We start from the raw sequence: 14,498 nt of genomic DNA, 5'->3' as shown, positions 1-14,498 counted from the left end.
TCTACGGCGACGCAACTGGGAGCTGCCCCGCCTTTGCGGAGACAGGTCACCACGTGGAGAACGCGGCCTTTATCTCGTCCCAGCCGATGGGCTGGCCCGAGCCCCATTCGCCGATGGCCGACGGCCCGGGCAACGCCGCAATTAGATCGTCGACCAGCTGCTCCGCCTTCCATCTCCTCGCGATCTCCTTGGCGACTCTGCTCTTCTCGCCGGAGCCCGGCGTGATCACCACGTACCTCTCCGCCAGAGCCGCTATCGACTTAGGCGGCGCCGCGACCACGCGCCTCACGCCTCCGTCGTCCCTAACCCCCACCGCCAGCTCCAGCCTCACGTGCCGTATGTAGTTCTTGGAGCCGTATATCATGAAGCTACCTCTCGCCAGATATTCCCCCGACGGCGGTTGCTTGCTGACCTGTCTCCCAGATACGTAGAACACATCAACGGCGTGGATCCCCGCCCTCCAGGCCCTGCTGTAGGAGGCCGCGAACTGGGCCAGCTCGAGAAGGGCCGCCTCGTCTTGAGTCGGCTTGGCCACTACGGCCGAGGCCCCCGGCACGTCTGCGTGGAAAAACAGATAGTCCTCCTTCAGGTATCGGCGAACAGCCGCCTCGTTCTGCGAGGCGTCTCTCCCCCCTATGGCGGGCACCCGGCCGAGGGCCAGGAACCACCTGAACTTCTCGAACCACGCCCGCTCGGCCGCCCTCCTCATGCGCTCCATCACCTCCCTCTCGGCCTCGGCGTGTTCCCCCTCGACTTGTGCCAGCTCCTCCTCCAGCCTCTTGAGGACCTCCTCGGCCTTGGCGGCCCTCCTAGCGTAGTCCTTAGCCTCCTCGAACATGTCCTCTATCTGTCTGCCCACCGGCCTATCGAGCCTCAGCTTGAAGCGCTGGCCTGAATACTCCGCGGTTATTTCTCTGTTGGCCCTGTTTACGTCTAATATACGTATACTTGGCTCCCTTGCCTCGTTGCGGAGCACCATTTGAACCGCCTCCTCCAGCTCGTACTTAAGCGAGAGCAACGTCTTGGCCAGCGAATAGAGCTCCTCGCTTCTTCTCCTGTACTCCTGCATCTCGCTCCTCAGCTTGGCTATGGATTGCTCCAGCTTGGCCCTCTTGGCCCTGAGCCCCGCCGTCTTGAGCTCCACGGCCTTCCTGAGCTCGACATCGGCGAAATATCTATCTAAGGCTTTCCAGAACGCGTCGTATTCCTCCTCAAGGTCCGCCTTGATCGAGATATACTTAACAGGCGCCGCGGTGACGGGGACGCCGCCGGCTATGTATACCGTGGGCCTCAGCTGACCTCTCGAGACCTCCTCGACGAGATCCCGAAGCGCCCTCAAGGCGTTCTCGGCATCGCCTGAAGATCTGGCGTAGACCTCCTCAGCGACCTCGGGGCCTAGGCCGAGCTCCCTCGACAGCGCCCTCTTGACGTCGTGCGCCCTCCTCAAGACCTCCACGGCCTCCTCGGCTTTAGCCAGAGGATCTACGTAGGGCATCGGCGGAGGCGTGTAGGGCGCGCCGGCCTTGACCTCGCGGTCCTTGCCCCTATAGCGGCGGTACAGCCAGACCACCCTCCCGTCCCTCACGGCTATCAAGTTGAAGGGCTTCAGGAGCTCCGCTATCAGCTCAACGCCGCCGAATCTGAGGACGAGCACCTTGTCGAACCTCGGCAGGTGGACGTCGGTGAGCTTCTCGTCGCGTATGAGCCCCCTCAAGGTCTCGGCCCCTCTGGAGTCGCGCTCGCCGATCATCCCAGTGAGCGAGGCCCGCGCCTCGTTAATTATTAAATACACGCCCCCGGAGAACTTAAATAGATATCCAGAGGATACTGTATATATATTCTCTACGCGCCTCCCCACCAAGCCCGCGATCTCCCTCGCCGACGCGTATAGATCTATGACCGTCAGCGAGGTCTTCACCGGGCGAGCTCTACGCCGTGTTTTTCAAGGATTTCCTTCATCAAGACGGCGTCTTGGTCCAACAACGGCGACTCGCATATCAGCGTTATCGCCATATCCCTCTTGCCGAGCTCCTCGGCGAGCGGCTCGAACGGGGGCATGTTGGCGGATATCGGCTCGTGCTCGTCGACATATCTGCCGTTTCTGTACTTGACTGAGGTGAAGTGGGTATGCATGTGCTCATCCCCGAAGGTCGTGCGCCAGAGGTCCAACACGCCTCCGTAGTCCACGGCTCCGCCGTTTCTGGCGAAGAGATGGCCCCAGTCCACCACCGGCTTAACCCTCTTGAGCTCCTTGGCGAGCCCGAAGGCCTCCTCGACGTTGCCGAACTGGTTATTCCTCGCAGTTATCTCGACGCCTATGACCACGTCGTCTATGCCCTCTTCAGACATCCTGTCGGCAAGCCCCCCCAGCCGCTCCTTGACGGCTTCGTAGCACCTGTCGGGCCCCAGCCCGCCGTAATAGGCGGCGTGGACCACGACTATCCAAGCGCCCATCCTGTGCGCTCTGTCGATCGAGTCCCACAGCCGCTTCATGGAGGCCTCGGCCTTCTCGGCCTCTTCGGAACATAGGTTTATGAAGTAGGGGGCGTGCACCGAGAGCTTCACGCCAAGCTCCCTCGCGGCCTCGCCGGCCCTGCTGGCGGCCTCGGCGCTCATCCTGACGCCTTGGACGAACTCGACCTCCATGGCGTTGAGGCCCAGCTCCTTGACGGCTCTAATGCCCTCGACGGTGTCCCTAGCCTTCCTCACGTATTTCGGAATGCCGGCGGGCCCCAGCCAGACTCTGGCCACTGGAGCTTCTACATCTCCATTTTAAATACTGCCGTATCGAGACCGATGAAAAAGGCGCCGCAGTTCGACGAATCTCTGGGCTTGGAGTGGTACGTCACGGACACGCGTCCCTGCGGCGGCGCTATAAAGAGGACGCCGGAGGACTTCATAGTTGAAGAGGTCCTGGAGGGGGGCCTGGTGGTCTCCGTGTCGGGCTTCGGCGGGATTGAGGAGAGGCCGGGGCCCTGGCTGTGGGTGCATGTGGTCAAACGCGGCGTCGATACCTTAAAGCTCGTGGAGACCTTGAGGAGATCCCTAGGGCTGAGGAGAGGCGACATAGGCATAGGCGGAATCAAGGACGCGAGGGCTGTGGCGTCCCAGATAATATCCCTCTTTGGGGTAAGGCCGGAGGATCTGCCGAAAATTCCCGGCGTAGAGTACAGAGCCGCGTGGTACGCCGATTCCCCCATATCGCCGTCGAGAATAGTCGGCAACAGATTCACCTTGGTCATACGCGACGTAGATATCGAATGCGCCGCGGAGGCCCTGGAGGCCTTGAAGGCGGTCCCTCTGCCCAACTACTACGTCTATCAGAGGTTCGGCACGGTTAGGCCCGTCTCGCATCTGCTGGGGAGGGCCTTGGTGCGTAGGGATCCCGACGAGTTCCTCCGCGTCATGTTCTGTAGAACCTTCGAGGCGGAGTCGCCCGCCGCCAGAGAGGCGCGCGAGCTGGCGTGTAGAGGCGACTACTCGGCTGCGCTGTCCAGGATGCCCAAATCTCTGTTGGAGGAGAGACGCCTGCTCAAGGCGCTTGCCTCAGGCGAGAACCTGTGGAACGCCGTAATGGCTGTGCCCTATAATATTCTCAAGATATTCGTTGAGGCGTACCAAGCGTATCTCTTCAACAGAATATTGAGCCTCAGGCTCGCCGACGGCCCTCTGGGAGTCGCTGAGGACGACCTGGTCCTCGAGGCGGGCTATCCAGTCCCCGCGTCGAGAGTCGGCGGCGGTCAGCCGGTTCTGCCGGTGCCGGGCCTGGGGCTTGTAGTGCCCGAGAGCAGGGCGAGGGACTACCTGAGGAGGATATTGGGCGAGGAGGGCCTCGAGCTGAGGGACTTCGCGCTGGCCAGGGTGGGGGCCGTCGGCTCGTACAGACGCGCCTTCGCGTCTCCGGCCTGGATCCTCGTGGATCTCTCGGGCGGCGCGGCCAAGCTCTCCTTCGACATGCCTAGGGGGAGCTACGCCACGGCGGTGCTGAGGGAGATCGTCAAGCCGGAGCTTCCATACCGCCACGGCTTTTGAAAATATATTAGTGGGGATTCTGGGTTTCTCGTGATAGCTGCCCTGGGGCCAGACGCGTCTCCCGAGATAGAGAGGAAAGACGCGTTGATATTGCTGGCGGTCCACAGCTATATCCCGGCCCCCTCCAACCCCCGCCCGGAGATGATAGAGGCGATTCTGGAGAGGTTGCAGGGGCGCGACGTATCTATAACTTTCTCCATGTCTAAAAGCTATTTTGAGAAAGCAGTAAAGATATTAGGACTAGAAAAGCTTGCAAGTAAATACAAGGCAAAAATAATACAAGTTCAGGGAAATGCCAAGGAGAAGGTGGAGCTCGCCTCGCCGACTGGGCGCAAGGTGCAAGTCAAGGCGCTGCCTCAAGTCTTCGACGAGTCCTTGATGAAGATAGCGTTGGCGATGCCCGTCAGCCACTCCCAAGTGATTCTTTACCTCAGCATGCCCACCGCGGCGCTCAACGCGATAGATCCCAAGGACTCGCAGAACCTCTACGAGGGCTTTAGGCCTCTCTATAAGTATATAGCTGATATCTACAGGTTGGAGAGGAACTTCGTCTGCGTGATAGATGGCAAGTTCGTGGTGGAGGGAGACGGGCCCGTCAAGGGGTTTCAGAGGTATTGGGGCTTGACGATATATGGCGACAACTGCGGCGAGGTCGACTACGCCACGTCGTGGAGCCTAGGCGTACAGCCCCTCGATCTGGGCTATCTATATTTCTACTTCGGCGGGAGGGAGCCCGCGGTGGATATGCCGAGCATGTTGGTAGGCAATAAGACCAAGATAAAGCTGTCCTCTAACGTGGGTATTCAGCTCAGCTGGAAGCGCCAGCTCTAGTCAGCCCGTCCGTCGTATATCACCGTTCAGACACCAACGCGTCGCATCACCGCACGTCTCACTGAAATAAATTAAAAACTCTCGGATCGGCCCTCCCATGGCCAAGAGGGGCGGAAAGAGACAGGTAGGCGCCGGTTATCGATTCCACGTCACGCCGGGCCTCTTTCTCAACAGCGAGGTCCCCGTCGCCGATAATTCCGGCGCCAAGCTGGTTAAGGTCATAGGCTTGGTGGGCCATATAGCCAAGGGCACCCACAGAAGGGTCAAGGGGGCGGGCGTCGGTGATATGGTCGTCGTCGTAGTTAAGGAGGGCAAGCCGGAGCTGAGAAGGCAGGTCTTCAGGGCGATAGTCGTGAGGCAGAGGAGGCCCTTCAGAAGGCCCGACGGGACCTGGGTGGCCTTTGAGGACAACGCGGTAGTTCTGATAACGCCTGAAGGCGATCCAAAGGGTACAGAGATAAGGGGACCTGTGGCGATGGAGGCGACGCTTCGGTGGCCCAGCATAGCCAATCTCGCCAGCATAGTCGTCTAGCCCGGCGATGGAGCATAAAGTCAGGGACTTAGCTCTGGCGCCTAGAGGTAGGCACCAGATCTACTGGGCCGAGCGGAACATGCCCGTTTTGATGAAAATACGCTCCAGATTCGAGCGCGAGAAGCCGCTGGCTGGATTGACCATAGCCGCATCTCTCCACGTGACCAAGGAGACGGCGGTGTTGGCGAGAACTCTGGCGGCCGGAGGCGCCAAGGTGGTCTTGATACCCTCGAACCCCCTCTCGACTCAAGACGAGGTGGCGGCCGCCCTCGCCGAGGAGGGGATAGGCGTCTACGCCTGGAGGGGCATGAACGAGCGCGAGTACTACAACGCGATAGGTTTCGCCATATCCCACAGCCCCGATTTGACCATGGACGATGGAGCCGACCTAACGACGTCTCTGCACAAGCTGGCCCATGGGCTGGCCGATAGGACTCTCGACTATGTGGCCGAGACGGCTGAGGGGGCCGATCTCGCCAAGATCGCGGGGAGGATAAGGGGAGGCACGGAGGAGACCACAACGGGGGTGATTAGGCTGAGGGCTCTACATAGGGAGGGGAAATTGTTGTACCCGATAATAGCCGTCAACGAATCGTACACCAAATATCTATTCGACAACCGGTACGGCACGGGCCAGTCGACCTGGGACGGCATAATGAGGGCTACCAATGCGCTGATAGCGGGGAAGGTCGTCGTCGTGGCGGGCTACGGCTGGGTCGGGAGGGGGATAGCCGCGAGGGCCAAGGGGCTGGGGGCCCGGAGGGTCATAGTCACGGAGATCAGCCCCATAAGGGCTCTCGAGGCCTTGTTCGACGGCTTTGAGGTCATGCCCATGTCGCAGGCTGCCGAGATCGGCGATGTGTTCATAACGGCGACCGGCGATATACGCGTGATAGATCTGGACGACATCTTGAAGATGAAGGACGGCGCGATTCTGGCCAACGCCGGCCATTTCAACGTGGAGGTGGACGTGGAGGGCCTTGAGAGGATCGCCAGATCCAAGAGGACCATAAGGCCTTATCTCGACGAGTACGAGCTGCCTACAGGCAGGAAGGTGTACCTAGTAGGCGAGGGGAGGCTCGCCAACTTGGTGGCGGCGGAGGGCCACCCCAGCGAGGTAATGGACATGTCGTTTGCCAATCAAGCGCTCGCCGTCGAGTATCTGGCTAAAAACAGATTGGAGATAGGCGTATATAAGCTACCCGACGAGCTGGACGTAGAGGTGGCGCGGCTCAAGCTCGAGGCCATGGGCGTCGAGATAGATAAGTTGACGGAGGAACAGAGAAAGTATATATCCAGCTGGGAGCTGGGCACTTGATGAGCGGATTCTACCGCTGACCGTTGATGTCACTGACCTGCGGCGAACACTCCCTCGAGAGATCCCTGTAGAACTTCGCGAGATGCCTCGCCTCGCGGATTCTCCTAGCGAGCGCGGCTAGGTCCGAGGGCGATACGCCGCCTGAGCGTAGCTCCCCGTAGAGGCCCCTCAACCTCGCCAGCTCGGACCTGTAGTATTCGAGAAACGCCCTGGCCCTGAGACATTCGGCTGACCGGTCGTCTCCAGCGTCAACTTGGTCTATCCCCAGAATTCTCTTGACGGCCTCGTGGGCGCTATCTCTATGTAGCGCATCGATAACTCTATCTATATATATTCCGCCTAGATATTTACCGTATTTATACGCTATGAGCTCCAGCTCCATGGCGCCATCCTTCTGAGGGCCGCCTTACCTACGTACTCCTCCTCTATTATCTCCGTAGGTTCCTCCAGCGGCTCTACGCGCTCCTCCACACCTTCTTCCAACTCCTCCACCAGCTCTGCACCTTCTACTAGGGTCCATCGGCCTTTACGGTCCACCGATGTCGCTGGTATGTTGGCAAGCCGCGCGGCCTCCCTCGCCGCATCCACCCCCGACTCTAGATATATCAAGGCAATTATCCTCAACCGCTCAGCCGGCGACAAACCGGCGAGTTTGTGAAGTTGCGTGAAGAGCCGCGCTCTAGCCTCCACAGGAGGCAAGGGCCTCGAAAATATAAGCGAAATAATTAAGGAACATTCGGCGGACGTCCTTGAAAGTGATGAGAAACTTCTGGGGCCTTCGATGGCCGTCTATCGCCGCACTGAAAATAAACCCCATCGCCGATCCCCCTATGGACATCAAAAACCTGGTATCTGACGCTGGCGTCAAGATAGCGTATCAAACCGTATGGGGGATAGACAACGCGATAAGGCCTAGGGAACTGGACGATCTTATAAAGTCCGTCGAGAATGAAGTTAGAAATAAATATAAAATTGATGAATTAAAAGATAATAAAATTATAAGAATATATAGAGATTTCTATTGGAAGATTATAGGAATAGATCCAACCAAACAGCGCCCGGCGCAGGAGGCGTTATTGCGCAGAGTGCTCCGCGGAGAGCCTCTGCCGAGGATAAACCCGGCGGTAGATATAGGGAACATAGCATCGATAAAGTGGCTTCTCCCGGTGGGGCTTTACGACATAGACAAAATAGGTAGCAACTCGCTGGAGCTCAGATGGTCTAGGGGCGAGCTCTTTAGGCCGATAGGAGGCAAGCCGGTCCAGGTAAGCGGACAGATAATACTCGCCGCCGGCGATACGGTCTTGCACGTCTACCCCTATAGGGACAGCGAGCTCACTAAGGTCGATGAAAATACAAAAAATATATTAATAATAGTTGCTGGATTAAAAGAAATATATGATGACATGCTTATAGAATGCAGCAGATTTATTTCAGAATCCTATGAAAAATTATTAGGAGGAAAGGCAGGCGATATTAAAATTGGTTAATTTTCTCAAGAAACATATCTACAATTTCTTTTATAGAAGGCCCATCAAGTATTTTTAAATCCCATTTAACTCTTACGACAGGTTTCGTTATTTTTATAACTTCTTCTATTCTCGCCGGCGTCCCGATAATAACTACGTCGACATCGGCTCTGGCGATGGTCTCCTCGAGGTCCCTCTTCTGCCTGTCGGTATATCCCAGGCTGGGCAGCACAGGACCCATATGGCCGTACTTGGCGTAGAGCTCCCTTATGGAGCCCACGGCGAAGGGCCTGGGATCGACTATCCGAGCTCCGTATTTCTGCGCGGCTATGTATCCGGCTCCGTAGGGCAGACCTCCGTGGGTGACGGTAGGCGCGTCCTCGACGACTAGGGCGCGCCTGCCGTTGACCGCATCTGGCCTCTCTATTGAGACCTCTAGGTCGGCCTTTGCGATGGCGGCTCTTCGGTTGTTGCGCCTTACGTTGTCCTCCACGGCCTTGACCCTATCCGGCCCGGCGTCGCTCACCTTGGTGATTATGACGATGTCGGCAATGCGTAGATTGACCTCGCCGGGGAACGACCCCACCTCGTGGCCCGGCCTCCTGGCGTCGGCGACCACCACCGCGAAGTTAGGCCTGAAGAACGGGAAGTCGTTGTTTCCCCCGTCCCATAGGATGACGTCGCCTAGCTCCTCCGCCCTGTTCAAGACCCTTCCGTAGTCCACGCCGGCGAGCACGGGGATGCCCATATCCACATACTGCTCGTACTCCTCCCGCTCCTCGAAGGTTATCTTGGCCAGGTCCTCCCGAGTTCTGTACAGCTCGACCGCGCTGGCTACGAGGTCTCTGTAGGGCATGGGGTGCCTCACAGCGACCACCTTAATCCCTCTGGCGGCTATCTCTCCGGCCAGAGCCCGGCTGACCGTGGATTTACCTGCGCCGGTTCTAGTCGCCAGAACTGCCAAAACAGGCTTGATCGAGTTGAGGTACGTATCGTTGGGCCCCAATATCCTGAACGACGCGCCGGCGCCTAGGACCGACGACATTATGTGGCCCACATCGTCGTACAGCAGATCGCTGTAAGCCAGCACCACCTCGTCCACGCGGAGGCTCCGCACCAGCTCGGAGAGGCTGTTGTAGTCGCTCCACGTGTATATGGGGATTCCGTTGGGATAGAGATCGCCGGCGAGCTCGCCCGGATATCGTCGGCCCGGTATAGGTATCTGGGTCATTAAGAACGCCACGACCTCGTACTCGCCGTTGTTCCTAAAGAACGTGTTGAACACGTGGAAGTCCCTCCCGGCGGCCCCCACTATCGCGACCCTTCGCATAGTATATATATATCAAGAGTTTATATAGATTGTAGTATTAAAAATAGGCGAGAGAGGCGGCGCCATGCTGGTGTTGTCGGATATACATATAGGCTCGCGGAGCTCCTTGATAGGAGAGCTCAGGAGATGTCTCTCCGGCGCCCAGACTGACGTATTGGCCATAGCGGGGGATCTCTTCGAGGATGAACACCGCCGCGTGGAGAGGAAGGAAGCCGCCCAGCTGTTCAGACGCCTGTTGGCGGTCCTACCGGTTAGGCCCAAGATGTTGCTGGCGTCTCTGAGCTCGTCGTCCCACGACCCCCTCGTCGGCCACTACGTCGATACCCTAGACGGGGTAGAGGTGCTGGCCTGCAACTGCCCCATAAGTCTTACCTACAGAGGCGAGCGCATGGTCATAGCGCACGGCGATATGGCGATCGGCGACGGCTTCCTCGCCTACGTGATAGACCGCATAAGGCCTGGGACCGTCGGCAGATTGGCCAAGAAGAAGCTGGGCCTCCCCAGAGACGTCTGGCTTATCTACGGCCACAGCCACGTGCCCTATCTAAACATCGACGAACGCATATTGAACCCGGGCTCGTGGAAGGTCTACGGAATCAGGAGGGCTAGAGGCGCCGTGTACGAAATGCCCTCAGCCAAGCCTCTCTGCGAGCCAGATCCTAAGCCCCTCTAGGGCGTCCGGCAGCGCGCCCAGGACGTCCACGTCGCCCGTCCTCCGCCTGAGCTCCAGACAGCGCCTCCAGTCCAGGAGATATCTCGAGTTGGCCTCCGCCTCCCGTCTGAACCCATCAAGCGTCAGCTCCTCGGGCTCCAGCAGAGCCCCTCTGCCCACGTAGGCCAAGGCGTGGGAATATCTGAGATAGATCGGCACGCCCTCGACGCCCGCCAGGGCCTTCTCCAAGGTGGACTCCCTGCAGGTGGGGAGATTCAGTATCCGGACGGTATACCCCCATCTGGCTATTGCCAAGCCCAGGCCCACCCACCGCTCGGCCTCGCTGGGGGGCGGCGGGATTATCGACACGCGCCTAGGCCCGTTCCTTATGGTTATGGCCAACAGCCCGTAGTCCATGTCCGCGTAAATAACGGGGGCTTTATTTAGATGTGATGAGGATGGTCTTTGCCGATGGATGAGGAGGGGAACGAATACTGATTCCTGAAATATAGGCGGATAAAAAGTTCCATTCAACTCTACTGCATCTATCTTAAATATAAGAGACTATATATGGAAATTGGGGGATGATATGGCCGTTAAGGTCATCAAGGCGTCTGGCGCTAGGGAGGACTTCTCGGAGGAGAAGCTGCGCGCATCGCTCCTCAAGGCGGCCGCCGACGTCGGGGTGAGCGTGGACGGCGAGGTGAAGATAAGGCCTAGCTCGGACATAACCAGCGCCGAGCTTTCAGACCTAGTGGAGCTAGAGCTCCTACGTAAGGCCATAGACAAGCCGGAGCTGGCCGAGGCCGCTAAGTCGCATCTGCTGGGCAAGATATACAAGGAGGTTCTGGGCAGGGACTTCCTGAAGGATAAATCCAAGTACGGCGAGAGGGCCCTCGTTGCGGTGGAGAGGCTGGCGGCCGCCGGCCTCCTCAGGCAGGAGGCGACATCGGCTCTGCGTTGGGTAGAGCTCAAGCCGGAGTTCGACCGCTCGCTGAGCTACAACGCCTTGAGGCTGTTCACAAACGGCAACTACGCCCTGCGCGGGCCCGACTTCAAGATCGCGGAGACGCCGGCCGCCGCGGCGGCGAGGGTAGCTACGGCTGTGGCAGGCGACCCCGAGACCGCCAGGCTTTATTACGACGCCATAACTTCGTTGAGGATAGTCCCCGCGTCGCCCTTCTGGTTCAACGCCTGGACCAAGAAGGAGATGTTCGCCTCCTGCTTCACCCTGGAGGTCGAGGACTGCCTCTCCTCGCTGACCCATCCGGGCAGATACTGCATATACGACGCGCTGGCCTATTCGGGCATTATACAACAGCTGGGCGGCGGCGTCGGCTACGACTTCTCGCTCCTCCGCCCCGAGGGCGACGTGGTGAGGGGGAGCGTGGGAGTCGCATCGGGCCCCATCAGCTTCATGAAGCTCTTCGACGCAAACGTGGACGTCATAAAGCAGGGCGGCAAGCGTCGCGGGGCCCAGATGGGGACGCTGCACGTCTGGCATCCCGACATACGTAGGTTCATCAAGGCGAAGACCGGCGAGCTGAAGGACGCGCATCTGCAGAACTTCAACATATCCGTCTTCGTGGACGACACGTTCATGGAGAAGGCGCTTGGCGTAGACCAGAGCCCGAGATATCCCCTGATCAACCCGCGCGCCTTCTACGATAGAACCGGCAAAAAGCCGGTGGAATACGCCGACATCTCGAAGGAGGTGGAGGCGCCCAAGGAGGCCGTCTGGGGCGAGGTGGACGCCCGCGGCCTCTTCCGCGAGATAGCCGAAGGCGCTTGGGACTCCGGCGACCCTGGCCTCATATTCAAGGCTAACCTAAACGCCTCGAACCCGCTCATGGGGGCGGAGATGGAGGTCGCGGGCTACGGGTTCAGATATATTTGGCGGGCTGTTAATCCGTGCGTTACTGGCGACACGAGAGTGCTCACTAGACACGGCTACGTGCCCATAGCCGAGGTATACAGAAGGGCCAAAGAGCAGGGCGAGGTGGTTCTGCTGACCGAAGGCGTGGAGAAAGACGGCGACACCAGAGGTTTCGCCGTGGAGGTCTTAGTGCCCCATGTGGCGTTAACAGTAGGTGGGAAGACAAAAGTGGAGTACAGCGTAGTGAAGTCAGGCGTCATAAGGGTGGGGACTAAGGACGTGTATAGGGTTGTGACCAAGGAAGGCTTCGAGATAAAGGCTACGCCAGACCACAGGTTGTTAGTGCTTAAAGGCGAAAGGGGTAGACCCGCTGGCTATGAGTGGAAGCGCGTGGACGAGCTGAAGCCCGGCGACCTCCTGGTCATCGCGCCGGTGGAGGCCCCCGAGGACGTGGGCGAGGACGCCATGCCGCTTAGCGTAGCCTACTTGCTGGGCAGAACAGTCGGCGACGGCTCCATAACTGTGGACAAACACAACAGACCCCACATCTTTGTCTACTTCGCTAAGGACGAGCTCGACGAGGCAGTGGCCCTGGTGGATATGCTGAAGATGGAGTTCGGTTCCGACGTCAGCTACTCGCTAAGCGAGACCAAGACGGAGATCAAGCTGGAGCTCCTGGGCACCTTCGCCAGAGCGGTTGTCTCCATGGTGCCCGAGTTGATACACACCGACAGCAAGACGCGCAGAGCGCCCGAGGCCGTGTTCAGAAGCAGGCCCGGGATCATAGCGGCGTTCCTCAGGGGTCTCTTCGACGCAGACGGCACAATCGACGCAGACGGCGCCATCCGTCTTACCTCAAGCTCCAGAGAGCTGTTGCGCGACGTACAACAGCTACTGTTGCTCTTCGGCATATACTCCGTGATATATGAACGCAGGAGGAAGGCAACGGCGTTTAGGTACGTGACGAAAGACGGCGTTGAGAAGACCTACACAAGTGGGGAGGCCTACTACGAGCTCGTAATTAAGAACGAGTCTAGGTGCAGGTTCATGGAGAAGATAGGGCTTGCGCCGAGGAAGGCGGCTAGAGTCAGCCTCAAAAAGTGCAAGAGGGAGAAGCCCTTCGCCACTGTGGAGAAGGTGGAGTACCTGGGTAGGGAGGTGGTGTACGACTTCGGCGTGCCTGAGTACCACCGCTATATCGCCGAGGGAATTGTAAGCCACAATTGCGCCGAGACGGTTCAGAATCCATTCGAAGTCTGTAACCTCACCCATATAAACTTAGTGAAGTTCGTGAGGCCGAACTGCACGGGCAGGACGTTTGAGGAGAAGCTGGGGTGCATCGACTGGGAGGGGCTGGCGCAGGCGGCGCGGGTGGGCACCCGCTTCCTAGATGACGCTATCGAGAGGAGCCGCACGGGCATTAAGGTGATAGACGAGATGAACTCCGCCACGAGGAAAAACGGGCTTGGGATAATGGGCTTCGCCGAGCTTCTAATAAGGCTGGAGATCCCCTACGCCTCTTGGGAGGCCGTGGAGCTCGTCAACCGCATCATGGGCTGGATATACGTCCACGCCCTGGACGAATCCGCCAACCTGGCGCGGGAGAGGGGGCCCTTCAAGTTCTTCGAGAAGTCGATATATGCAAGAGGCGAGCTGCCCGTCCTCAAGTACCAAGACTTCGTCTGGGGCAGGTGGGAGAAGGTGAAATACGTCTACCCCAGGGAGCTTCAGGAGGCCGGCGACAAGCTGAGGGAGATTACCGTGAGGACTAGGGAGTGGCTGGGGCCTCACCTTGAGCGGCTGCGGGAGAAGGTGAGGGGCGGCGTGAGGAACTCCGTGGTGCTCTCAATAGCGCCAACCGGCAGGACCAGCATACTGGCCGGCACCACCAGCGGGATAGAGCCTGTGTTCGCGCTGGCGTTTCTCCGCAACGTCACTGTGGGCACCCTCGTGGAGTACTACGAGCCGGGGATAGAGTACCTCAGGGCGAAGGGCCTTTGGATTCCTGAGGTGAGGAGGGCCGTCGAGGAGACGGGGATGTTGAGGGACGCCCCCGTGCCCGAGGACGTCAAGCATCTGCTGGCGACAGCCATGGAGATAGGCTGGCTCTGGCACGTCCTCATGCAGGCGAGCGCCCAGCAGTGGGTAGATCAAGGCATATCCAAGACGATAAACATGCCCGCCAATGCGCCCAGCGGCGATGTGTATTGGGCATTCGCGTTCGCGTGGGCGATGGGGGTCAAGGGCATAACCGTATATAGGGATAAGTCCAAGTCGGTGCAGGTGATATACACCGGCTTGAAGCAGGAGATAAAGAAGAGGCTCGCGGAGACCAAGATCGCGGTGAAGCCCATATCGCTAGATACCTCCATAGATGAGGCGGCCGCCGAGGCGAAGCTGAAAGCTCTGGACGAGGGGAAGGATCCGTATTGTAAGACGGGGGAGTGTAGCTAACCGT

13 protein-coding genes are annotated in these 14,498 nt (G+C 58.8%); 7 read left to right on the top strand and 6 right to left on the bottom strand.

From position 1 onward, the window contains the following. Positions 1-46 precede the first annotated feature (46 nt). Positions 47-1,918: a ribosome rescue protein RqcH gene (rqcH, locus tag B7L68_RS02110; RefSeq protein ID WP_081246038.1), complete on the bottom strand. Its 1,872-nt coding sequence runs from the start codon at positions 1,916-1,918 to the stop codon at positions 47-49. After that, positions 1,915-2,751, bottom strand: coding sequence for a TIM barrel protein (locus B7L68_RS02105; protein ID WP_081246037.1), 837 nt, complete (start codon positions 2,749-2,751; stop codon positions 1,915-1,917). Before B7L68_RS02105 ends, rqcH begins: the two co-directional genes overlap by 4 nt. Before the next feature lie 45 nt (positions 2,752-2,796). Between B7L68_RS02105 and truD the strand changes: the two genes are divergently transcribed. From truD to ahcY, 4 genes are all read left to right on the top strand, one after another. Next, positions 2,797-4,032, top strand: a complete 1,236-nt coding sequence (gene truD / locus B7L68_RS02100) for a tRNA pseudouridine(13) synthase TruD (RefSeq protein WP_081246036.1) — start codon at positions 2,797-2,799, stop codon at positions 4,030-4,032. A 30-nt stretch (positions 4,033-4,062) separates the two neighbouring features. Further along, on the top strand, positions 4,063-4,863 hold the full coding sequence (locus B7L68_RS02095; RefSeq protein ID WP_081246035.1) for a DUF362 domain-containing protein: 801 nt from the start codon (positions 4,063-4,065) through the stop codon (positions 4,861-4,863). A 97-nt stretch (positions 4,864-4,960) separates the two neighbouring features. Next, positions 4,961-5,395, top strand: coding sequence for a 50S ribosomal protein L14 (locus B7L68_RS02090; RefSeq protein ID WP_081246034.1), 435 nt, complete (start codon positions 4,961-4,963; stop codon positions 5,393-5,395). 7 nt (positions 5,396-5,402) lie between these two features. Beyond that, complete coding sequence (ahcY, locus tag B7L68_RS02085; protein WP_081246033.1) at positions 5,403-6,713, top strand: adenosylhomocysteinase; 1,311 nt, start codon at positions 5,403-5,405, stop codon at positions 6,711-6,713. A gap of 10 nt (positions 6,714-6,723) precedes the next feature. On the opposite strand, the gene B7L68_RS02080 is transcribed toward ahcY, so the two are convergent. Both B7L68_RS02080 and B7L68_RS02075 read right to left on the bottom strand, forming a co-directional pair. After that, a complete protein-coding gene (locus B7L68_RS02080; RefSeq protein ID WP_081246032.1) occupies positions 6,724-7,095 on the bottom strand; it encodes a hypothetical protein in 372 nt (123 codons plus the stop codon). Continuing rightward, a complete protein-coding gene (locus tag B7L68_RS02075) occupies positions 7,077-7,403 on the bottom strand; it encodes a hypothetical protein (RefSeq protein ID WP_081246031.1) in 327 nt (108 codons plus the stop codon). The genes B7L68_RS02080 and B7L68_RS02075 overlap by 19 nt, the downstream gene beginning before the upstream one ends. 140 nt (positions 7,404-7,543) lie before the next feature. Between B7L68_RS02075 and B7L68_RS02070 the strand changes: the two genes are divergently transcribed. Further along, the gene (locus B7L68_RS02070; RefSeq protein ID WP_193432456.1) at positions 7,544-8,203 is read left to right on the top strand and encodes a B3/4 domain-containing protein; all 660 of its coding nucleotides are present in this window, start codon (positions 7,544-7,546) and stop codon (positions 8,201-8,203) included. Here B7L68_RS02070 and B7L68_RS02065 read toward each other — a convergent pair. Beyond that, a complete protein-coding gene (locus B7L68_RS02065) occupies positions 8,190-9,512 on the bottom strand; it encodes a cyclic 2,3-diphosphoglycerate synthase (RefSeq protein ID WP_081246030.1) in 1,323 nt (440 codons plus the stop codon). The genes B7L68_RS02070 and B7L68_RS02065 overlap by 14 nt on opposite strands. A gap of 64 nt (positions 9,513-9,576) precedes the next feature. On the opposite strand from B7L68_RS02065, the gene B7L68_RS02060 reads away from it, so the two are divergent. After that, the gene (locus B7L68_RS02060) at positions 9,577-10,185 is read left to right on the top strand and encodes a metallophosphoesterase family protein (RefSeq protein WP_081246029.1); all 609 of its coding nucleotides are present in this window, start codon (positions 9,577-9,579) and stop codon (positions 10,183-10,185) included. Here the strand turns inward: B7L68_RS02060 and B7L68_RS02055 are convergent. Then, positions 10,144-10,581 (bottom strand): hypothetical protein, encoded by a 438-nt coding sequence (locus B7L68_RS02055; RefSeq protein ID WP_081246028.1) that lies wholly within the window; start codon positions 10,579-10,581, stop codon positions 10,144-10,146. The two genes, B7L68_RS02060 and B7L68_RS02055, sit on opposite strands and share 42 nt — an antisense overlap. A gap of 172 nt (positions 10,582-10,753) precedes the next feature. Here B7L68_RS02055 and B7L68_RS02050 point away from each other — a divergent pair, with 172 nt between their 5' ends. Continuing rightward, positions 10,754-14,494: an LAGLIDADG family homing endonuclease gene (locus tag B7L68_RS02050; protein ID WP_081246027.1), complete on the top strand. Its 3,741-nt coding sequence runs from the start codon at positions 10,754-10,756 to the stop codon at positions 14,492-14,494. Positions 14,495-14,498 lie beyond the last annotated feature (4 nt).

It is taken from the genome of Thermoproteus sp. CP80 (assembly GCF_002077075.2).
Lineage (GTDB): Archaea > Thermoproteota > Thermoprotei > Thermoproteales > Thermoproteaceae > Thermoproteus.
Note: the sequence above shows the minus strand (reverse complement) of the source record. Positions and strands in the feature narration are given on the sequence as shown.

Excerpts from the sequence above, each read along its gene's own strand:
- truD (WP_081246036.1), top strand. The coding sequence starts at position 2,797 with ATGAAAAAGGCGCCGCAGTTCGACGAATCTCTGGGCTTGGAGTGGTAC.
- B7L68_RS02090 (WP_081246034.1), top strand. The coding sequence starts at position 4,961 with ATGGCCAAGAGGGGCGGAAAGAGACAGGTAGGCGCCGGTTATCGATTC.
- ahcY (WP_081246033.1), top strand. The coding sequence starts at position 5,403 with ATGGAGCATAAAGTCAGGGACTTAGCTCTGGCGCCTAGAGGTAGGCAC.
- B7L68_RS02080 (WP_081246032.1), bottom strand. The coding sequence starts at position 7,095 with ATGGAGCTGGAGCTCATAGCGTATAAATACGGTAAATATCTAGGCGGA.
- B7L68_RS02070 (WP_193432456.1), top strand. The coding sequence starts at position 7,544 with ATGGACATCAAAAACCTGGTATCTGACGCTGGCGTCAAGATAGCGTAT.
- B7L68_RS02065 (WP_081246030.1), bottom strand. The coding sequence starts at position 9,512 with ATGCGAAGGGTCGCGATAGTGGGGGCCGCCGGGAGGGACTTCCACGTG.
- B7L68_RS02060 (WP_081246029.1), top strand. The coding sequence starts at position 9,577 with ATGCTGGTGTTGTCGGATATACATATAGGCTCGCGGAGCTCCTTGATA.
- B7L68_RS02055 (WP_081246028.1), bottom strand. The coding sequence starts at position 10,581 with ATGGACTACGGGCTGTTGGCCATAACCATAAGGAACGGGCCTAGGCGC.
- B7L68_RS02050 (WP_081246027.1), top strand. The coding sequence starts at position 10,754 with ATGGCCGTTAAGGTCATCAAGGCGTCTGGCGCTAGGGAGGACTTCTCG.